17 protein-coding genes and 3 pseudogenes are annotated in these 18,902 nt (G+C 69.3%); 7 read left to right on the plus strand and 13 right to left on the minus strand.

The genetic code is table 11. The features are described 5' to 3' along the window. Window positions 1-21 precede the first annotated feature (21 nt). Window positions 22-198 (plus strand): annotated as a pseudogene (locus ACFV0T_RS25055) (IS5/IS1182 family transposase); the annotation flags it as partial. A gap of 73 nt (window positions 199-271) precedes the next feature. Here ACFV0T_RS25055 and ACFV0T_RS25060 read toward each other — a convergent pair. From ACFV0T_RS25060 to ACFV0T_RS25080, 5 genes are all read right to left on the minus strand, one after another. Further along, a complete protein-coding gene (locus tag ACFV0T_RS25060; protein WP_385783174.1) occupies window positions 272-1,252 on the minus strand; it encodes an alpha/beta fold hydrolase in 981 nt (326 codons plus the stop codon). A 226-nt stretch (window positions 1,253-1,478) separates the two neighbouring features. Next, window positions 1,479-1,769 (minus strand): hypothetical protein, encoded by a 291-nt coding sequence (locus ACFV0T_RS25065; RefSeq protein ID WP_385783177.1) that lies wholly within the window; start codon window positions 1,767-1,769, stop codon window positions 1,479-1,481. A gap of 169 nt (window positions 1,770-1,938) precedes the next feature. Next, entirely contained in the window at window positions 1,939-2,673 is a 735-nt protein-coding gene (locus ACFV0T_RS25070) for a hypothetical protein (protein WP_385783180.1), read from the minus strand. Beyond that, on the minus strand, window positions 2,655-6,998 hold the full coding sequence (locus ACFV0T_RS25075; protein ID WP_385783183.1) for a protein kinase: 4,344 nt from the start codon (window positions 6,996-6,998) through the stop codon (window positions 2,655-2,657). Before ACFV0T_RS25075 ends, ACFV0T_RS25070 begins: the two co-directional genes overlap by 19 nt. A 5-nt stretch (window positions 6,999-7,003) precedes the next feature. Next, window positions 7,004-7,666 carry a DUF7019 family protein gene (locus tag ACFV0T_RS25080; RefSeq protein WP_385783186.1) on the minus strand — a complete coding sequence of 221 codons (663 nt, stop codon included), beginning with the start codon at window positions 7,664-7,666 and terminating at the stop codon, window positions 7,004-7,006. 671 nt (window positions 7,667-8,337) lie between these two features. On the opposite strand from ACFV0T_RS25080, the gene ACFV0T_RS25085 reads away from it, so the two are divergent. Further along, window positions 8,338-9,036 (plus strand): 2-phosphosulfolactate phosphatase, encoded by a 699-nt coding sequence (locus ACFV0T_RS25085; protein ID WP_385783189.1) that lies wholly within the window; start codon window positions 8,338-8,340, stop codon window positions 9,034-9,036. A gap of 290 nt (window positions 9,037-9,326) precedes the next feature. Here the strand turns inward: ACFV0T_RS25085 and ACFV0T_RS25090 are convergent, their stop codons facing one another. Beyond that, window positions 9,327-10,190 (minus strand): alpha/beta fold hydrolase, encoded by an 864-nt coding sequence (locus ACFV0T_RS25090; RefSeq protein ID WP_385783192.1) that lies wholly within the window; start codon window positions 10,188-10,190, stop codon window positions 9,327-9,329. A gap of 643 nt (window positions 10,191-10,833) precedes the next feature. On the opposite strand from ACFV0T_RS25090, the gene ACFV0T_RS25095 reads away from it, so the two are divergent. Beyond that, window positions 10,834-12,012, plus strand: coding sequence for a N(5)-(carboxyethyl)ornithine synthase (locus ACFV0T_RS25095; RefSeq protein WP_385783194.1), 1,179 nt, complete (start codon window positions 10,834-10,836; stop codon window positions 12,010-12,012). Window positions 12,013-12,120: 108 nt separating this feature from the next. Beyond that, window positions 12,121-12,477 carry a hypothetical protein gene (locus ACFV0T_RS25100; protein ID WP_385783197.1) on the plus strand — a complete coding sequence of 119 codons (357 nt, stop codon included), beginning with the start codon at window positions 12,121-12,123 and terminating at the stop codon, window positions 12,475-12,477. Between the two features lie 83 nt (window positions 12,478-12,560). Here the strand turns inward: ACFV0T_RS25100 and ACFV0T_RS25105 are convergent, their stop codons facing one another. The 3 genes from ACFV0T_RS25105 to ACFV0T_RS25115 form a co-directional block, all read right to left on the minus strand. Then, window positions 12,561-13,103 (minus strand): MOSC domain-containing protein, encoded by a 543-nt coding sequence (locus ACFV0T_RS25105; protein ID WP_385783199.1) that lies wholly within the window; start codon window positions 13,101-13,103, stop codon window positions 12,561-12,563. Window positions 13,104-13,189: 86 nt separating this feature from the next. Further along, window positions 13,190-13,738, minus strand: a complete 549-nt coding sequence (locus tag ACFV0T_RS25110; RefSeq protein ID WP_385783201.1) for a GNAT family N-acetyltransferase — start codon at window positions 13,736-13,738, stop codon at window positions 13,190-13,192. 25 nt (window positions 13,739-13,763) lie between these two features. Further along, window positions 13,764-13,967: a hypothetical protein gene (locus tag ACFV0T_RS25115; RefSeq protein ID WP_385783291.1), complete on the minus strand. Its 204-nt coding sequence runs from the start codon at window positions 13,965-13,967 to the stop codon at window positions 13,764-13,766. Here ACFV0T_RS25115 and ACFV0T_RS25120 point away from each other — a divergent pair. Further along, window positions 13,951-14,043 (plus strand): annotated as a pseudogene (locus ACFV0T_RS25120) (IS5/IS1182 family transposase); the annotation flags it as partial. The gene ACFV0T_RS25115 and the pseudogene ACFV0T_RS25120 sit on opposite strands and share 17 nt — an antisense overlap. Window positions 14,044-14,211: 168 nt before the next feature. Then, complete coding sequence (locus ACFV0T_RS25125) at window positions 14,212-14,958, plus strand: phosphotransferase family protein (protein ID WP_385783204.1); 747 nt, start codon at window positions 14,212-14,214, stop codon at window positions 14,956-14,958. Between the two features lie 149 nt (window positions 14,959-15,107). Here ACFV0T_RS25125 and ACFV0T_RS25130 read toward each other — a convergent pair. Continuing rightward, window positions 15,108-15,287 (minus strand): annotated as a pseudogene (locus ACFV0T_RS25130) (hypothetical protein); the annotation flags it as partial. Window positions 15,288-15,649: 362 nt separating this feature from the next. Here ACFV0T_RS25130 and ACFV0T_RS25135 point away from each other — a divergent pair. Next, window positions 15,650-15,880, plus strand: coding sequence for a hypothetical protein (locus ACFV0T_RS25135; RefSeq protein WP_385783206.1), 231 nt, complete (start codon window positions 15,650-15,652; stop codon window positions 15,878-15,880). A 411-nt stretch (window positions 15,881-16,291) separates the two neighbouring features. Here ACFV0T_RS25135 and ACFV0T_RS25140 read toward each other — a convergent pair whose 3' ends face one another. The 3 genes from ACFV0T_RS25140 to ACFV0T_RS25150 form a co-directional block, all read right to left on the minus strand. After that, entirely contained in the window at window positions 16,292-16,792 is a 501-nt protein-coding gene (locus ACFV0T_RS25140) for a hypothetical protein (protein WP_385783209.1), read from the minus strand. 84 nt (window positions 16,793-16,876) lie between these two features. After that, a complete protein-coding gene (locus ACFV0T_RS25145; protein ID WP_385783211.1) occupies window positions 16,877-17,722 on the minus strand; it encodes a hypothetical protein in 846 nt (281 codons plus the stop codon). 845 nt (window positions 17,723-18,567) lie between these two features. Beyond that, window positions 18,568-18,873 (minus strand): protein NO VEIN domain-containing protein, encoded by a 306-nt coding sequence (locus ACFV0T_RS25150; RefSeq protein WP_385783214.1) that lies wholly within the window; start codon window positions 18,871-18,873, stop codon window positions 18,568-18,570. Window positions 18,874-18,902 lie beyond the last annotated feature (29 nt).

The raw sequence follows: 18,902 nt of genomic DNA on the forward strand, positions 1-18,902 counted from the left end.
CCAGGTGAGCGCCAGGCGCGTGGCGTGGAGGCAGTGAGCCCTTCCCAACATCCGGTTGCGAAAGTGCGCGCATTGGTCGAACAAGCCATCGCCGGCCTCAAGACCTGGGAACTCCTCCGCAAGCTCAGCTGCTCGACCACCCGGTTCACGAGCACCGTCCAAGCCGTCCTCACCCACCATCTGGCCAGCCCGGACTGAGGATGGAAAAGGCTCCATGTCGGATGGCGCCGAGGTTCACGTGTTCGGCAGCCCCGGGCGACGCGCGAGCGCGTCAGCCGGGCAGCGCGGCAAGCCAGGCGGTCAGGAGGCGGTTGACCTCGTCGGGGCGTTCTTGCTGGATCCAGTGGCCGCAGCCGTCCAGGAGGTGGGAGGAGACCAGGCCCGGCAGCGTGACGGGGTACGCGTTGATCGCGTCGGCCAGCCATGTCGTGGAGGCGTCCAGGCTGCCGCCGATGAACAGGGACGGCTGGGTGATGGGAGCACCGTGGAAGGCGGCGAGGTCCTCCCAGTCGCGGTCCATGTTCCGGTAGCGGTTGAGCGCTGTGGTCAGGCCGGTGCGTTCGAACTCCCCGGCGTAGACGTCGAGGTCCCTCTCGCTGAGCCAATCGGGCAGCCGACCGCCGGGGAACCGGTCACGCAGTGTCGCGGCCCTGCTGACGAAGTGCGGATCGGGAGCGCCTGGGGCGGGCATGGTGTCGGCGGACAGTGCCGCGTAGAAGCCTGCGAGCCAGCCGCGTACATCGGGTTCGATCTCGGCCTCGGCGCGGCCCGGCTCCTGGAAGTACGAGACGTAGAACTCCTCGTCCCCTCCCATCTGGGCGAAGACGTCGCTGGGGCGGGGGCCACCGGGCGGGGTGTAGGGAACGCTCAGCAGTCCCACCGCGCGGAAGACTTCCGGCCTGAGCAGGGCGGAGTTCGCCGCGATGGTCGCGCCCCAGTCGTGCCCGATGACCACCGCCGAGTCCTCGCCCAGGGCGTGCACCACGGAGACGTTGTCCTCCACCAGGTCGAGCATCCGGTACGCGTCCGTCGCGGCCGGTTTCGAAGAACGGCCGTAGCCGCGGACATCGATGGCGACGGCGCGGTATCCCGCGGCCGCGAGTACCGGCAGTTGGTGGCGCCAGGAGTACCAGGACTCCGGGAAGCCGTGCACGAGCAGCACCAGCGGACCGGTTCCCTGCTCCGCAATGTGCGTCCGGCCTCCCGGCGAGGCAATCATCCGGTGTGCGATCTCGGCGATGTGCTGCGACATGCGTCTCCTTCGGGCCGTCGGTCCTGCTGTACGCCGGGACTGGCTGGCCCCGTACGCCGTTCCGTACGCTCAAGGCCGATCATGCGGAAGGCCTTGGCGGGAGGCGAGTCTGTTTGCCGATTCGGCAACCCCGTCCTGAGCGGTGACACCACAAGGTCGAGGACTCAACGACGTGGCGCGGGACGTCGAGCGTGGCAACACAGGTGACCAACGTGAAGTTTCTGGTTCAGCGGACGACGTTGTGAGTGAGAGCCGTCCTCAGCAGGGCGCGCAGGGGGGTGGTGTCGGGCGTGTCAGCGACGGCTGCGTCGAGGGCGTCGTCCATGCCCTTCTCCCACGCCTCGGGCAGGACGAGTCCCGGCTGCCCCGACCACGCGATGTCCGGGGTGGCGTGTCCGGCCTCGGCGAGGCGCAGGTGGACCATGCCCGCGAGCCCGTCGAAGATTCTGGGCCGGACCGGCGAGTTGCTTCGATCAGCTATCCGGTCGATCGGCAGCAGGATGCCGTCCAGGATCACGAACGCCTTACGCGGATCGTCCGCATCACCTCGGTGCGCATGCGAAGCTCCTGGCGCACACGGGTGGTCGTCGTCGAGAGCCCGTCCACCAGGTGCCTCGTCGTTGCGCAGGAACGTCCAACTTGCGGTCGGGCATCGGGATGTCGGAAAGCGTTCACGGTGGTCTTCCTCAGCCCGGTACTTCCACTTCGATACCGCCGATCCGGTGACTCAGTCGCCGGTCGGACCGGGTCCCGATCCTTCGGGCGCCTTTCAGGTTCTTCACAAAGGCCCTGCGCTGGGCCGGGCTCACGGAACGCCAGCTCAGCTCGAGGACCGGGCGCACCGGAGGGATGAGCCTCCGCACCCGCTCGTCGACCTGCGCGAGGCCGGTCTCGTAATCGTCGTCCGGGCGATAGACCAGATCGAGGTCGACCGACGGCTCGGTGCCGCCGGCCTGGTGGTGACAGGCCATGAGCCAGCGGGCGATCCAGTCGAGCGCGATCCGCACCGTGGAAGAGATCTGATCCTGCCACTCGCCGAGGTAAGGCGCGTTCACCGACTCCGCGGTCACTTCCTCCGGCATCACGATCAGCCCGCGGACGGCGGTGCCGAGCAGTTCGACGTGGATGCGCGGCCACCAGCCGCTCGCGTCGATCCGGAAGCGGGGAAAGCGCCCCGCCATGCCGATCCCCGTCCGCAGCTGAGCCCAGTTCATCGCGTCGACCGGTGGCCGGTCGGGCGTGTACGGCCCGGCGGTGCGATGCCCGAGCTGACTGGCGCGCATCATGAACACGGCCGCGAACTCGTCGCCTCGCAACGTCATGCTCACCGGGAAGAACGCCCCGATCTCCTCCATGAATACCTTGCCGGTGATCAGGGCTTCGACACTGGACCGACCCGGGATCATCGCCGCCTCCTCCATCGCCGCCGCGCCGGCTTCTCCGGCGCCGGCCTTCGCACGCTGTCCAGCTCGGTCTGGACGGCGAGCGTGTCGGGGTGGTCGTCGCCCAGCCACAGCCGCCGTTTCGCCAGCACCTCGCGCAGGACCGGCTCGGCGTCGCCGAGTCGCCCGAGTCGGTGGTGCACGCGCGCCAGCCCCAGCCGGGCGTCGAGCGTCCGGCCGTCGTCGCGGCCGAAGCGCTTCACGAGGCGGGGCAGCAGGTCGTCGTACATCCGTTCCGCTTCCGCCTGCTCGCCGCCGGCCGAGAGCAGGGACGCGAGCGCCGCGGTCGCCTCCAGGGTGGCCGGGTGGTCGGGCCCCAGGTCCTGTGCGCGCTCTCCGGTCACCGCCCGGACCAGCGCCAGGGCTTCCGGCTCCCGGTGCAGGTCGGTGAGGACCGCGGCCCAACCGAGCATCGCACCCTGGGTTTCGACATGCCCGGCGTCCCAGAGGTGGGAGCGGACGTCGACGACGAGTTGCCACGCGTGCTCGGCCGCGGCCAGTTCGCCCTCGCGGTGCAGGACCGGGGCGGCCTCGGCGAGCGTGACGAGGTCGTCCTGGAGCTGGTCGGCGAAGTAGCCTGCCCAGAACTCCTCGGACCGGTTCAGCTCTGTCTCCGGCCGCAGCAGCAGCGCGAGCCGTTCGGCCGTGCTCGGTATTTGTGTGGGCTCCCGGGTCGCCGCGTCCTCGGCCACAAAGTGCACGTACAGCCGATATCCGGTGTCGCTGCGCGAGAGGATCTTGTCCAGTTCGCCGGCGAGGTCCAGGGTGCGGGTGACCGCGTGCCGCTGCCGGTCGCCGAGGCGGGCGAACGCCTCGACGAGCGCCGGGCGGTTGTCTTCCCGGGAGGGCAGCGGGACGGCGACCTCGGCCCGTAGCTCGTCGAGCGCCGCCTCGGTCTCCGGCCGCAGGAAGCCGGCCGCCGAGCCGAAGTCGTACTCCCAGTCCAGGGCCCAGGTCAGCAGGCGCCCACTCTCGTCGCCGGCCAGGAGCAGGGCGCCGTCGGGGGCCAGCGCGACGTCCGTGACCGCGTCCGAGAAGCCGGTGAAGGCGCGCAGCTGCCGGCCCGTCGTGAGATCCCACAGCCGGACCTTCCGGTCCTCCCCGCCCGACGCCGCGAGCCGGAAGTCCGGTGTGACGGCCAGGCTCCGCACTATGCCGGTGTGCCCGGCCAGGACCTGGACGCAGCGAGCACCGGCGATGTCCCAGAGTCGTACGGTGCCGTCCACCGAGCAGGACAGCACCTGCCGCGCGTCCGGGCTCGGCAGGACGTCGACCACGGCGTCCGCGTGCCCGGTGAGCACCACCTCGCACTGCCCGTCGACGAGCCGCCAGACCCGCACGGTGGCGTCGGCGCCACCGGTGACCGCGAACAGGCCGTCGTCGCTCAGCCGCGCGGCACCGATCCACTCCTCGTGCCCGCCCAGCACCCAACGGAGCTCGCCGTCGCGCAGGTCCCAGATCTTCACGGTGACGTCTTGGCCGCGAGAGAGCCCGTAGCGGTGATCAGCGCCGACGGCCACGTCCAGCACCGCCCCCGGGTGGGCCTGCCAGCGCCCGATGGTGCGGCCGCTGCCGATGTCCCAGGCCGCGACCACGCCGTCGGCGGTTCCCGAGAGGGCTACTTGGCCGTCCTCGCTGACCGCGACGTAGTAGACGTGGTCGCGGGAGCTGGTGAACAGCTGGACGATCCGCCCGTCGCGCGGGCGCCAGGCGACGACCCGGCCGTCCTCGCCCCCGGACACCGCGAGCCGGCCGTCGGCGGTCATCGCCGCGGCGCTGATGTGGCCGGTATGCAGGCTGAGCGTGTGCAGCAGCTGCCCGGTCTCGACGTCGAAGACCCACACTTCGGCGGCGTTCCCGCCGCGGGCGAGCGCGCTGGGGCTGCGGCCGCTGAACTCCAGTGCCCACGACTGGTGGCGCTCGGGCACGATCCGGCCCGCGGACCAGGCGTCGGCGAGCTCGGTCCGGCGGCCGAGGGCGCCGAGCCGGCGCCACAGGCGCACCGGCTCCGCGTGGCGCCGGTGCCCGGGCAGGGCGCGGGCGGCGCGGATCCGGTCGGCCGCGTCGTCGAGCCGCCCGGTGCCGGCCAGCGTGGCTGCTTCCGCCAGCAACTCGGCCGCCCGGGCGGCGGTGGCGGCGACGTCCGGGGCTTCGTGCGGGCGGACGTAGCTCCAGGGGGCCGGCGGTCCGGCGGGCGGCAGGTGCCACACCCGCACGGACTTCCCCTCTGCGGTGACGGCGACCCGCCCGGCCGCGCTGAGGACGACCTCCTTGGTGTCGGGCGCCAGGTCCAGGGACAGGCGGCACCGGCCACTGTCCAGGTCCCACACCCGCGACGGCTCGTCGCGGCCGCCGCTGGAGAAGCCGACCGTGCCGTCCAGGTTGACGGCGATCCGGCCGAAGCCGGTCTTCAGCTCCCGCCGGGGTTCACCGGACCCGAGGTCGACCAGGCGGACGTCCGTGCTGCCGAGGCCGATCACCGCGAGGCGACCGTCGCCGCTGAACCCCGCCTGCATCAAGGTGCGGTCGAACCGGTGCACGAGCTCGCCCGTGCGGACGTCGTACACGGAATTCGTGTGGCGCTGGTGGTCGATGACGGAACACAGGGTGCCCCGGGCACCGAGGACGTCCGCCTTGCTCTCGAACTGCCGGACGTCCAGGGGTTCGCGCGTCTCGAGGTCCCAGGTGACGGTTTCCCCCTCGAAGCCGCTGGTGACCGCGTGCCGCTGGTCCGCCGTCAGCGCGACCAGGCCCACCCAGCTGGGGTGGCCGGGCAGCTCGAACCCGGCCGCGGCTCGAAGGTCGAGCACGAGCGCCCGCCCGATACCACCGCCGACGACCACGAGTTGCCCGTCGTCGCGCACCGCCACGGCCGAGGCGCTGTACTTCTCGAGCTCGAATCGTTGCCGGCACTCCTTCGCCGGGACGTCCCAGATCCGCAGCCCGCCGGAGCGGTCTGCCGAGACCGCGACCTGACCGTCCGGGGTCAGCGCGAGGGCGGCGATCCAGTCGTCGTGTTCGCCCGGCAGGACCGACTGCGCGGGGGCGGGCGCGGACTCGACCGACGCGAGCGCGGCGGCGGCCTGCGGGTCGCCGGGCGTCCGTGCGGCCGCGTCCCGCAGCAGCGCGGCCGCCGCGACCGGGTCGCCGCGTTCCCGGTGCACCAGCGCGAGCAGGTACTCCCCCACACCGTCAGCCGGATCCCCGAACCGCACGGATTCCAGTTCGTCGACCAGTTCGGCGTCGGTGATCACCCCGGTCCGCCACCGGTGCAGCCCGCGGTTGTAGCGGGCGTGCGGGTGGTGCGGATCCGCCCGCAGAGCCCGGGTCCACAGCTCCTCGGCACTGTCGCGGCGGCCGAGGTCCAGCATGGACAGTGCGTGGTTGGACAGGCCGTCGGCGAGTAGGGTGGCCGCCGCCGGGGCGCGCCGGGGGTACGGGCCGACTTCCCGCTCGTACACCCGGATCAGGCGCTCCGCGAGCGGCCCGAGCCGGCCGGGCCGCGCGGCCGGGTCCTCGGTGAAGCACTCACGCAGCACGTCGGCCACCTCGACCGGCACCGGCAGGACCGCGTCCGGGGTCCCGAAGCGGGCGAAGCCGTCGAGGACCCTGCCCGCCGCGGTCCCATCCGGGTCCGGTGGCCGGCCGAGGAACATCTCGAGGACGGTGACCGCCCAGGACCAGGTGTCCGTGGCCGTCGTGAGCCCGCCCGGCGACCGCGCCTGTTCGGGCGAGCAGTACGCGGGAGTCAGGCCGCCGCGGCTGACGAACGGATCCGCGTCCCCGGCGTCCTGCCCGGTGGCCATGCGGGCCCGGGCCATGCCGAAGTCGGTGACCTTGACCGTGCCGTCCCGGGTGAGCATCACGTTGGCGGGCTTGACGTCCTGGTGCACGACCCCGTTCTCGTGCGCGTGGTCGAGCCCCCACGCGGACTGGATCGCGACGTCCAGCAGCGAACCCAGGGGGTCGTTCCCGTAGAGGCTCCGGCTCCGGACGGCTTCGGCCAGGCTGCCGCCGTCCGCCCACTCCGCGAAGACCCGGGGCACGGCGTCGAGGGTGCGGACGTAGACGCAGTTCGCGATGTGCGGGTGCAGGCCCAGCCGGACCCACACCTCGGCTTCCCGTTCGAAGTCCCGGATCGCGTCCGGCGAACGGACCAGGGCCCTGCGCGGGGTCTTCACCGCCAGGTCGATGTCCCAGCCGCGGTGCCGGACCCGGTGCACCAGTCCCATGCCGCCGGTGCGCACCACGTCCAGGACCTCGTAGAGGCCGAGGATCAGGTCCCCGCGGTGCCAGGTCTCCATCGCCGTCAGTCGACGATGGCGACGTACACCGGCGTCCCTAGCAGCACCGATCTGGCCGTACCGTCCGGGCTGTCGCCGTGCAGCAGGCGCTTGGCCACGAACTCGACGTTCTGCGCCGGCCATCGCAGGCTCGCCACGGCGCCCTGCACCCGGGCGAGCGCGGCGCGATCGGCCCGGTCGAGGTCGCCGTCCACCGCGTCGGCGACGTACTCGTCCTCCAGGTCCGAGGTGACTCCCAGCCCGTCGAGCATCGACGACATCATCGAGCGCCCCACCCCGTGCGCCGCAGCGTCCGGCACGGAGTCGCACACGTGCTTGTACGAGCCGCCCAGCCCGACGACGGTACCCTCGCTCCGCCCGCCGAAGAACACCAGCGAGGACGTGGGATCGGCGGGGAACGCCCCCCAGCGCATCGGCAGCGATCCCCAGAAGAACTGACCGGGCTCGTCCACCGAGCCGAGATCACCGTGATCGCGCAGGTACTCGACGACGGTCTCCAGCCGGCCGATCCGGTCGTCCAACGGGCCCTCGGTCGTTCGCTTCGCCGACAGCACCGTGAGATTCACGCCCAGTTCCGTCGTGCGCTTCGCCCCGAACCTGGGGTCGATCTGCGGCAACAGCATGTTGATCTTGCTGTCGCTGACGTACACGTAGTAACTGAACGACATTGCCAGCTCCCTCCCAGGCATTGACCTGCCCCAGCGTAGCGATCACAGCCTCATGAGAGCCCTCAGATGCGTGGGGCGGGCACCGAGCGGTCGCGGCGCCCGCGCTCCGATCGAAATGGCGCGCACAGCGAGGGGACCAAGTCGCGATCACGCAAAGGCCCCTGGTCAACTGGCTGCGTTGGGCGCCGACTTCCGAGCTCGGGGGAACCGTCGTCACGGTGATCCCGATTGAACAGTCATGTGTGGTTTTGGTGTAGGTGGAGTCGGACATCGGCGAACGCTTTCCAGCATCCCGAAGCCGGCCGCGAGTTGGACGCTCCCGCGCAACGGCGAATCTCCTGGCGGACGGATTCTCGACCAAGATCACCCGTTTCCGCCAGGAGCTGCGCATGCTTGTCCACCCGTCCTCGATGGGTCTGTCCAGCCGAACCTTGCGGTTCCATACCGGTCAACTGGCCGCGTGGCAGGCGAAGATGCGGAACGGTGGCGACGCCTGACCGCCGGCCGCTCGGCTCTGCTCGCCCTCGCGCACCTCCGCCGCCCGTCAGTCCGACAGGCCGTCTGCCCGTCTGCCCGTCTGCCCGTCTGCCCGTCTGCCCGTCTGCCCGTCTGCCCGATGGTAGACAGACAAATCGGCCCTTCGTATGGTCCAGGGGCGTCAGAATGGTGCGATGGACCATCACTTCGTTGGCATCCCCGAGTTGACCGGCGTTCCTCGTGTTGCTGTCGTCATCGACGTCATGCGCGCCTTCACCGTGGCTGCCTGGGCCTTCTCGCGCGGCGTCGAGAGGATCGTCCTGGCCTCGACGGAGAGTGAGGCACTTGCCTTGAAGGAGAGCCACTCGGGTTGGCTGGCTCTGAAGGACGGAGCTCCAGCAGCGGGCTTCGACGCGGTGAACTCACCTGGCTTGCTCAGGTCATGCGATTTCTCCGGCCGCACGCTGGTGCAGAAGACGACGGCAGGGACCGTGGGCGCGCTGGCCGTCGCGAACGCGCCTCTGGTCTTGTGCGCGAGCTTCGTGGTGGCCGGCCCGACCGCGCGGTACCTGCAGACCAAGGCGTCCGGCCCGGTGACGTTCGTCGTCACCGGCGAGGGGGGCGAGGCCGACGAGGACCTGGCCTGCGCTGAATACATTGGCCGATCCATGGCCGGAGGCGATGTCGAGGCGGCCCCCTATCTCCACCGCGCGAGGACTTCTCGTGCCGCGGCCGATCTTGCGGGTGGGCTGCGGAGCGGATACCACCCAGACGATGTCGATCTCTGTGTGGAAATCGACAGGTTCCCCTTTGCGATGATGGCTCGCCAGGAAGAGTCTCTGACGGTGCTCCGTCCCGTTGCAGTGCCTGACTTGCCGTCCAGTATCCGCTGATCTGCTGGAACTTCGGACTTTCAGACGACAGAGCTCACCCGGGCAGGGCTGCCTGTGCCGCACTGGCCCGTCGTCCCGGAACAGAAGGACCACAAGGGCGCCCGCCGGCAACGGGGTTCCCGCGGCGGACCGCTTCCGGGTTTCGTCAAGGACCGTACAAAGATCGCAATACCGTGGAGCGGGCCATCGGCAAGCTCAAGCAGTTCAGAGCCGGCGCCACGCGACACGGCAAGCGAGGATACGTCTACCTGTGCACCGTCACCGGCGCCGCTCTCCCCATGCGGCTCCGATCATGACTCGGCAGGCAGGAGCGCGGCGATCTCACCCAGAAGCCGGGCCGCCGGTGCCGGGTCGACCAGCCACTTCAGGTGGCTGCTGGTGAGCGTACGGACGTCGTAGGGGGTCTGCGGCGTCAGCTCGTCGCCCTCGCGGATCATCCTGTCCTGCATGGCGAGCGGCACGCTGGTGTCCTCGGTCAGCCGGATGTACGTCTTGGGGATCCGCCCCCAGGTGTCGGCCTGCGCCCGGTCGTCGGGTGTGCCGACGTCGAGGTTTTCGTCGGGCTGGAAGGTGTTGAGGAAAACCATGAACTCCTCGTCCGTCCCGTCGGCGAGGAAAGCCGCCTTGAAGGCCGCGAGGACGCCGGGGTCGGCGGTGCGGAAGTTGGAGCGCAGCAACCCGAGTTCGGCAGGGTTCGCGACCATCGCGGACGCGATCCCCGTGGCGTCGACCGTGGCCATCTCGGGCTCGGCGTAGTAGGCGCTGACGTCGAGGCTGACGGGGCACCAGGCGGAGACGTAGACGATGCGGTCGATCAGGTCGGGCCGCTGGTTGGCAGCGACGGTGGCCGTCATGCCGCCGCGGCTGTGGGAGACGAGGATGACAGGACCGTTCCGCTTGGCCCGCTCCAGTATCCCGATGAGGTGCGCGGCGTTGTCGGCGAGCGTGACGCCCTTGATGGCCCCGGGCGCGGTGGCGAGCTCTTCGAAGTCCTGCGGCGCCTGGTAAGCGCGCGGGTACGTCGCGGCGAACCCGTGTCCCGGAAGGTCGACGGCGACGGAGCGGTGCCCGAGGAGGCCGAGTTCGGCTTGGAGCGGTGCGAAGGAGAAGGAGTTCGCGAAAGCTCCATGAACCAGTACGAACGTCGGTTGCATCTCTCTGCTCACTTTCTGGTCTCTGCGGCGTCGACGGCGCACGCGTCGCCCGTTCAGACGCAGCGGACACCTCACGGCCGAGGAACGAGTCGTCGCCCCGCGGCGCCCCCCCCATGGAGACGCCTTCGTGGAGGGCAAGCACCAGCGGTCAGCGCCGATTCCACGGGCGCAGCCTGCGAACAGCTGCCCATGGCTGGTGGTTCACAGTACTCAGTGAAAGATCAACCGCACTACTCGGACGAGCCCTTCCGTTTGTGCACGTCGCCACCCGTCCCCGCACGAATCTGACTTCGACAGACGGGCGTTCTCGTCACCGCTGTCGCGCCGGGACCAGTTCCACCATGGTCTGGCGTGCGGGAAATCCGGCATGACACCGGTGGAACCGGCCACGGCGATAGGGAAGCCCGACCACAACCTCGGAGGGGCGTCTGACGGTGCAGGTCATCAGCCAGACGGCCGGGTCATCGTCCCGCGCGACTGACGGGTCTCGCCGGTACTCCTGGAGTCCGGCACGGGCCAGGCGAGCTGAGAGGAAGCACCCGGTGCTGGACGATCTGCTGTGCGCCCGCGCCTGGCCCCGCCCGTCGCGACCCGCTCCCGGCTTGCCCCGGTGTGCTAAACAGAGAGCAACCAAAGGGGCATTTTGCAGCAGCTCACGCTCGGAATCATGTCGCAGACCCGCAAGGAAAACGAGCATCGTCTGCCCGTTCACCCCGCTCATTTCGACCGCATCGACGCCGGTCTCCGCGACCGTATCTACCTCCAGGAAAACTACGGAGAGTATTTCGGCGTCCCAGACAGCCGACTCGCCCCGCTCGTCGCGGGCTTCCGCACGCGCGAGGAACTCATCGCCGACTGCGATGTCATCCTGCTGGCCAAACCGCTCCACGACGATCTGGCGGAACTGCGCGAGGGCCAGACTTTGTGGGGCTGGCCGCACTGCGTCCAGGACGAGAAGGTCACCCAGACCGCGATCGACCGGCGGCTGACCCTGATCGCCTTCGAAGCGATGAATCACTGGACCCGCAGCGGCGCCTTCAACCTGCACGTCTTCCACAAGAACAACGAGCTGGCCGGGTACTCGTCGGTCCTGCACGCCATGCAGCTGACCGGCGTGACAGGGGACTACGGGCAGCGGCAGCGCGCGGTCGTCATCGGCTTCGGCGCGACCGCCCGCGGCGCGGTGACCGCGCTCAGCGCCTTGGGCGTGCACGATGTCGACGTACTCACCGCGCGTGGCGTCACCGCCGTCAGCTCCCCCATCCACTCCGCGCGGATCGTCCACTTCGACCACGACGAGGCGGACGACACGCTCGACCCGCGACGCAGTGTCGCGCTCACCGAGGACGGCCCGCTTCCGCTGGCCGAGTTCCTCGCCGAGCACACCATCATCGTCAACTGCGTGCTGCAGGACACCGATGCGCCGCTGATGTTCCTGATAGACGAGGACCTGCCCAAGCTGGCCCCCGGCACCCTGGTCATCGACGTCTCCTGCGACAAGGGCATGGGCTTCGACTGGGCCCGGCCCACCACCTTCACCGACCCGATGTTCACCGTCGGCGACCACGTCAGGTACTACGGGGTGGACCACAGCCCCTCGTACCTGTGGAACGCCGCGACCTGGGAGAACAGCGAGGCGCTCCTGCCGTATCTGGACGCCGTACTCCAGGGCCCCGACGGGTGGGACGCCGATGACACGATCCGGCGCGCCATCGAGATCCGCCAGGGCGTCATCCAGAACCCCAAGGTGCTCGCCTTCCAGCACCGCGCCGCGTCGTACCCACACGCCCACGAGGAGACCGGGGCGGTGTCGCAGCCGTAGCTGCGGAACATCCGGCGTTCATTCGTCCTCCCACCGCCGTCCCGAGTCACCGCGCTGCGGGCACCACCGGTCACCTTCCGTGCCCGGCCGCAGGACACACAACACACCATGCCGGAGTTCGCCGCACAGCGCGTGATCTCCAGGCACGTGCGGTTCAGCTCGGTGACGGCAGCGGCGGCCAGTCGATCCGGTCGCGGGCCGAGACACCGTCCGGCTCGACGACCTCCGGGCCGGCGCGGCGCGGAAACCCGGCCCGCGCCCGAACGGCACACGCCAATCCTCTCCCGCACCCTGCACAAACGGCGCACCGACGGCGTCACCGACCGCACGGTCCTGCCGGCCGAGAACCGCTCACGGATCCCGGCGGTAGGCCTCGTGCCTCTCATGCTCGTCTGGCTGAACGCGATGACGACCACCCGGCACCTGGGGGCAAAACCCGACAGCCGCCAGCGCCGGGTTACGTGACCGCTGACAGGAAGAAGCGGCACAGCGTCGTCACCCGGCCCTGGCCGTGTGCGTCGACACCTTCCGGCCTGCTCGGGAAAGGGTCAGACCCTGTCGAGGGGCCGATGCGGCTGGTCCGGGAGCTCCACTGTGATCGTGTCGCCGGGACGTACCACTCCGCCCACCTGGACGACGCTCATGATTCCGGCCTTGCGTACGATGTTCCCGCCCTCGTCACGGCCGACGACCTTCTTCAGCAGTCCGTCCTGGAAGTGGTCGATCTGCCGGCACGGATTACGCAGGCCGGTGACCTCCACGATCGCCTCCCTGCCGATGCGCAGCAGTGACCCGACGGGCAGGCCGAGCAGGTCGATGCCGCTGGTGGTGATGTTCTCGCCGAGTTCGCCGGGCGCTACGTCGAACCCCTCTTCGCCGAGCTCGGTGAAGAGCTCCTCGTGAATGAGGTGGACCTGGCGCAGGTTCGGTTGCGTGGGGTCCTGCGCGACACGCGAGCGGTGCTTGACCGTGGTGCCGGCGTGTACGTCTCCCTCCACACCGAGCCCGGTGAGCAACGTGATGCTGGCTCGGTTCGGCTTGGTGAAGGAGTACTCGCCGTTGCTGCTGACTGCCGTTACCGTCCCGCTCATCCCGCAAACCCCCGTTCGGTAGCGATGACCTGCCACGAGCTTAGCCCGCGGTCCTCCTGGAACAGCGCCCATAGATCAATCGCGAGTCAGGCAGTGACGGTCAAGAGAGTTGAGCGAGAGTCGACTCCAGGCACTGCCCGGCGCATGCTCGTCCGCGGCCACCTGTCCAGGCCGCGCGCTGCCTCGCGCTGGCGGATGTCACGCAGGCCGGGCGTGAGCTCGTTCTCGGTGAGGTGCTGGAAGCCGAGTCGAGCGTAATACGGGGCATTCCACGGGGTCTCGGTGAACGTGGTGAGCGTCAGGGCGGGAATTCCGGTGGTCCTGGCGTGCTCCGCCAGATGGTCGATCAGCAAGCGCCCGATGCCGCGTCGTGCACTGCCGGGATGCACCGAGACCTGCTCGATGTGGAGGTTGCCATCAACGTGGATTGCGACCAGGTAGGCCACTGGCGCGTCTGCTCGATCCACCGCGACCCAGGCCAGTCCCGCCTGGTGGTAGCGGTTCAGCTCGTTGAGTGGCAGAACGTCTCCGGTGGCAATCTCTGGCATGCCGACGTCGCGAAAGCTCGCGTCGGCAGCCTGCTCGATGTCCTGCAGCAGGGGCAGTTCGTCCACGTGTGCTGCTCGAATGCGCATGGACGCATTGTCCTGAGCCGGTGGCTCAGCGCCACCGAATTACCAGCACGTCATCGCCTGCCTGGGCTGCCACTTCGCCGAGGCCCGTGACATCAAGCGCACCTGCGACGACCGGTACAACCGCACGGGCGCCGCGAAGATCGTCAACGAGCACGCCACGACTTGCCACGCGCTGCCCCGCGACATCCCGGGACGCCCGGACGACGACGCCCAGCACCGCGTTCTTCACGCTCCGCATGCTCATCCGACGCTCGACGACCCGTTACCGCTGGGACGGCCGCCCCACGCCCCGACGCCTCAAGTGATCCATTTGCCAGTCGCTCTTAAGGACTCCTAACAAAAGTGGTGGGCTTGACCTGTTCAGGGGTCGGTGTCGTGCACGAGGCCGCCGGGTGGCGGGACGCGGTCAGCCGCGTAATCGCACGCGATAAACCCGGCGACGTCGGCGGCCATCCCCGGGATACTGGTCGCCCATGGATGAGGTCGAAGTCGTCGTCGCCCATTCCGAGCGCGCGACCCTGCGCGTCGGCGACGTGTTCCTGAAGGTGGACGCCGATCAGGCGCGCATCGACGCCGAGGTCGAGGCGATGGCCCTGGCGCCGGTCCCGACTCCGGAGGTCCTGTGGTGCAAGCCGCCCGTGCTCGCGACGGCCGCACTCCCGGGGACGACGCTTGGGCGCCTCGGCGGGCCGTCGACCGGGTCGCCGGCGGCGTGGGCCGCGGCGGGCGCCGCCATCCGAAAGCTGCACGAAGCGCCGTTGCCGGCCCGGCCCGGCAGAGCCGGCCGGAGCATCGTCGCGCTGGCGGCGGAACTCGACGACGAGTGCGAGTTGCTCGTGACGAACTGCCTCCTGCCCGCCGGCCTCGTCACCCGCAACCGCCAGGTCGCCGAGGCCGCGCTCCGACCTTGGACTCCGGCGTTCACGCACGGCGACCTGCAGATCGCGCACGTCTTCGTCGACGGTGACGAGGTCACGGGCATCATCGACTGGTCCGAGGCGGGCCAGGGTGATGCGCTGTACGACCTCGCCACCTTCACGCTCGGACACGAGGAGCGCCTCGCCGACGTCATAGCCGGCTATGGCACCGACGTCGACCTCGACGTGATCCACGCGTGGTGGTCGTTGCGAAGCCTGCTGGTGGTTCGCTGGCTGATCGAGCACGGCTTCGACCCGTCCGCGCCGGGCTGTGAGGTCGACGTGCTGAGATCCCGGATGTGAGTGCGCGGGCCCGACTACTGTGAGTGCGTTCTGACGCATCGAGCGCCTCCCTTACTCCCGACAAAGCGCGGTGCGCAGTCTTCGCCAGCAGATGACGGCGTAACCGAGGGTGACGAACGCGTGGTGGATGTCGTCGCGGATCTCCCAGCGATCTCGGTGTACAGCACGAACAGGATCCCGCACAGCCCCTTGCGACTCTCCAGACGCTTGCAACCTGGACGCCGCGGATTACGCGAAACAACCGGCAGCAGCGGCTCGATGCGCGCCCACAACTCGTCGTCGATCTCCTTCGGTTGGCAGCGGTTTTCCTCGTCTCGACCGGCTCGCACCCTCCTTCGGTCAGCATCAACGAGAACTGACGTCCCGTCGTTCCTGAAGGTCCAGAAACCTCATTTTGACCATCCGAAGGAGACCTTCAGCACGGGCATGGATGGCCATGGTTCCGACTCCCTGAGTGCGGCGACCGCTCACAGTAACCAGAGGGCCTCACGCAGCGCCGGACCAGATCGAGGAAGACCGCGCGCGGTATCCAGGTCCTGCGGGCCAGATCACCCAAGATCCTGGATCGCCCGGCGCCTCCATTGATCTGGCCCACGCAGGTCGCCGTCGCCCCCTAGACCAGATCGCCTGAGACGGAACATGGGAAACTCTCGCTTTGCCGAGAAATCGAACATGCGATCTAATTATGGGTATGGACGCCACCTCCTTCCCCAGTGATCTCGTCCAGGCTCAGACGGCCTGGTACGCCACATACCGGGCGCTCGCCAACGCGCCGACCGCCCACGGCACAGCCGCTCACCGGCGACGTCTGCAGGAGCTGTCCCGGCTCATCGCCGGACACTCCTACTGGCAGACTCCTGCCGGAACGCCGGCGGCCCGGATGGCGCTCAAGGAGCACGCGCGGCAGCAGGCGCACGCGTGACGCGGGGCCCGTCGGCGGTGAGCCACCGTCTGACGCGGATGCGGGCGGCGGGAGCCGAGGTGGCACCCGCGGGTCGCGCAGCCGGCCGTGTCCGCGCTGCGGCCCTCTGACGATTCGACGCCAGCGCCGCGTGACCCAGCGGGTCCGACGTCGTTAAACGGTGCACCCCCGAACCGGGCCCCGGGGATTCCTCACCCCGGGGCCCGTGTGATCCCCTGATCCCGTGGTCGCGCCTGCGGTCAGCATGGTGTCCGCGTCCATGTGCCGCTGCAGGTCGGTGAGGATGTGACCGAAGATCACCCAGGGCAAGCACCACACCCAAGTCCTGCTCTGCCTCGCAAGACGCAGGGCCGGCGTCCTCTTCGCGACGGAACCTCTACAAACCACAGCCGACCGGCTCAGTCACCTGGCCTACGGGTCTACGGGTCTACGGGTCTGCAGGCCTGCGAGGACAACGATTCGATCAACCTCGACGTCGAAGCCGAGCACCGAACGGCCGGAGCCGCCCTCGGGGTCCATCAGCACCGGCTTGCCCAACCGCCGTCCGATCCGCCGAAGGAAGCCGCAGAACACATCAAGTCGATCCTGGCCCTGCAACTCCCGCAGATCGACGTCGAAGTCGACTACATCGTCGGAACGAAAACGGAAGATCGCAAGCACCTCAGCAGTCGGCCAGACCCGCAGGTGCGGGCACTCAGCATCCGCCGGGCGGCGCAGCACGGCCTCAGCCCGAGGCATCGGAAGCACCCTCTCTCCCTCGGAGTACTGGCACTTCCAGCCCTTCTCCAGGACAAGATCGAGGATCGCCTGCCAGTCCTCCACCGAGGCATTCGGGACACGCACGTCCGGCAACGACCCCATCAAGTCCAGGTCGAAGAAGGACTTCACGTCATCCCACCGCAGGTCGGTCACCCCGCCATGCTGCCCGGATCGCCAACCCGACGCACCCCCCGTTTCCCTTGGCCAAGAACGTAGGGACACCCCCTGCCGCACCGGTCAGCCCGGGCGCTCAAAGAGCTGGATAACACCCGCGAGCGAGAAGCACAGAGCTCCCAACAGCGTCCCCCAGTTGGCGACGTCCGCATTGACCAGACTCGCTGTGGCCGGCCGGGTGAAAGCCGCGATCGCCGACGCCATGAACAGGAGGGAACCGAACTGGTTGACCGCGACGATCCACCAACCAAGGCTGTGCGGGAGCAGGCCCCGCCGTCCGTGGCCGATCTCGACGAACCCGAGGTGCCCGGAGTACAGGAACAGCACACAGCCGATGATGTCAGGTGTCCAGATCAGCCGGTTGACCTGCTGCACGCTCAGGCCCTTCAGGAAGGAGTCCAGCAGGTTCACGGCGAACACCAAGGTGCCCGCGAACAGCACGAGAGTGCTCAGCCAGTCCACGCGCATCGGCTCATAACTCCACCACCGCCACCGGTGGGTGACCAACGTCGCCTGGCCGCCGACGTCATGCCGGGGCGCGTTGACCACCTGCAGCAGCGAGACATAGCCGCCGATGCAGAAGAAGAGGCCGCCGATCGCGTAGATCGATGCGCTCGTGGTCGCGTCGCCGGACCCGAACTGGGCGACACCGGCACCGGCCGCGAAGAGCAAGCCCCCGAGGATGAAAGCCGTGGCGGCGACGACGTTCAACCGGCACAGCCGGCGGATCCCCTCCTGATCGGCGTTCGTACGCCGAACGGTCGCCGTTCCTGCCGGGGAGACCGCCAGCACGCCCCTGCGCCGCGCGAGGCGGGACTCCCACACCGCCGTGCCGCCGTCGGCAAGGCGCCAGGTGAGTCTGGTGGTGAATGGTCCCGCGCCCTCGGCGTGCTGTTCTACCTGTCCCACGGCCTCGAGCCTAGATCGCGGCATGGCCGTCATCGGTAGGCGAAACGCGGCACGCCGTACGGATCTGTCGGCGAGGAATGCTGGATCCGAAGCGGCGACTCCGGCGGCACGAGGGCGCAGCCCTCGACCGAGCCACGCCGGCCCTCGGTTCCCCCGGAGTTCAGAGCGTCCGCACGGCTTGGCCGAGGTCGCGACAGCAGGGCTTCCTGAACTCGGCCTGGTCGCGTCGCCGAACCACCGAGAGGTGAGCGGGCCCAGCCAGAGACGTCAAGTTCCCAGCTCGTCAAGTTGTGGACGTCAGCCTGAGGTATGTCCTGCCGCCCCACGGCGTGCACCCACCAGGGCCTGCCCATCTCCTTCGCCCTGACCGGAGCCAAGGCCGACGAGCGCGAGACCTGCTGTGACCTCCCGGCCGCCGCACCCGGGCCTTGCCGCTGCCCGGCCCGAACAGACGCTGATCGGCGACAAGAACAACTTCGGCCGCGACTTCGGCCAGAACTCGCCGAGCAGGGAATCCAATTGCTACGGCCGACCCACAAGGGCGAACAGCGGCGGCGTGGCGGATCCCAGTTCGAGCCGCTAGGCAGGTCATCAAGTCGGTCAACGAGACCTCGCCCCAAAAATCCCCGATCGTCAGCGGGGAAGACCCGCCGAAGGCGCCCGCCCTGGCATGTGAGAACACGCTGCCTGGGCGATCATCCGAGCAGGTCACTGTGCAAGCCAGTGCAGAACGCACACCAGCCCGTTGGACGGCAGGCCGATGGCGACGGCCGCGCGTCACACTCGTGCGGCCGGAAGCACTCCGGTGGTCGGCGGCCGCTGCCCGGTCTGCGGCCGCGCAGACGTCACGTGCTGCCGACCGTCTCGGCGAACCGTGACCAGTCGGTGAAGTCCCAGTCCCAGCGGCGGCAGACGCGCTCCTCGGGGAGGTCGTCCCGCGAGGGATCGAGCAGCATCTGCTGGGCGTGGCGGCCGTCGCCTACGACGATGGCAAGCAGGCAGCCGCCCGGTTCCGTCAGCATGAGGGACACCTCGTTGTTGGTCATGGCGAACCGTGCATCGGGCCTGTCCACCTTCTTGACCTCGATCCGTACAGGCTTGTCCTGCGGATCCGCCCCCTCGACGTCGTAGCCGACGTTCTGTCCTGGCACGCGGCTGCCGAGACCGGCTCCGAGCATCG

It is taken from the genome of Streptomyces sp. NPDC059582 (genome assembly GCF_042735715.1).
Taxonomy (GTDB): Bacteria; Actinomycetota; Actinomycetes; order Streptomycetales; family Streptomycetaceae; genus Streptomyces.

Excerpts from the sequence above, each read along its gene's own strand:
- ACFV0T_RS25060 (WP_385783174.1), bottom strand. The coding sequence starts at position 1,252 with ATGTCGCAGCACATCGCCGAGATCGCACACCGGATGATTGCCTCGCCG.
- ACFV0T_RS25070 (WP_385783180.1), bottom strand. The coding sequence starts at position 2,673 with ATGGAGGAGGCGGCGATGATCCCGGGTCGGTCCAGTGTCGAAGCCCTG.
- ACFV0T_RS25075 (WP_385783183.1), bottom strand. The coding sequence starts at position 6,998 with ATGGAGACCTGGCACCGCGGGGACCTGATCCTCGGCCTCTACGAGGTC.
- ACFV0T_RS25080 (WP_385783186.1), bottom strand. The coding sequence starts at position 7,666 with ATGTCGTTCAGTTACTACGTGTACGTCAGCGACAGCAAGATCAACATG.
- ACFV0T_RS25085 (WP_385783189.1), top strand. The coding sequence starts at position 8,338 with ATGGACCATCACTTCGTTGGCATCCCCGAGTTGACCGGCGTTCCTCGT.
- ACFV0T_RS25090 (WP_385783192.1), bottom strand. The coding sequence starts at position 10,190 with ATGCAACCGACGTTCGTACTGGTTCATGGAGCTTTCGCGAACTCCTTC.
- ACFV0T_RS25100 (WP_385783197.1), top strand. The coding sequence starts at position 12,121 with ATGCCGGAGTTCGCCGCACAGCGCGTGATCTCCAGGCACGTGCGGTTC.
- ACFV0T_RS25105 (WP_385783199.1), bottom strand. The coding sequence starts at position 13,103 with ATGAGCGGGACGGTAACGGCAGTCAGCAGCAACGGCGAGTACTCCTTC.
- ACFV0T_RS25110 (WP_385783201.1), bottom strand. The coding sequence starts at position 13,738 with ATGCGCATTCGAGCAGCACACGTGGACGAACTGCCCCTGCTGCAGGAC.
- ACFV0T_RS25125 (WP_385783204.1), top strand. The coding sequence starts at position 14,212 with ATGGATGAGGTCGAAGTCGTCGTCGCCCATTCCGAGCGCGCGACCCTG.
- ACFV0T_RS25135 (WP_385783206.1), top strand. The coding sequence starts at position 15,650 with ATGGACGCCACCTCCTTCCCCAGTGATCTCGTCCAGGCTCAGACGGCC.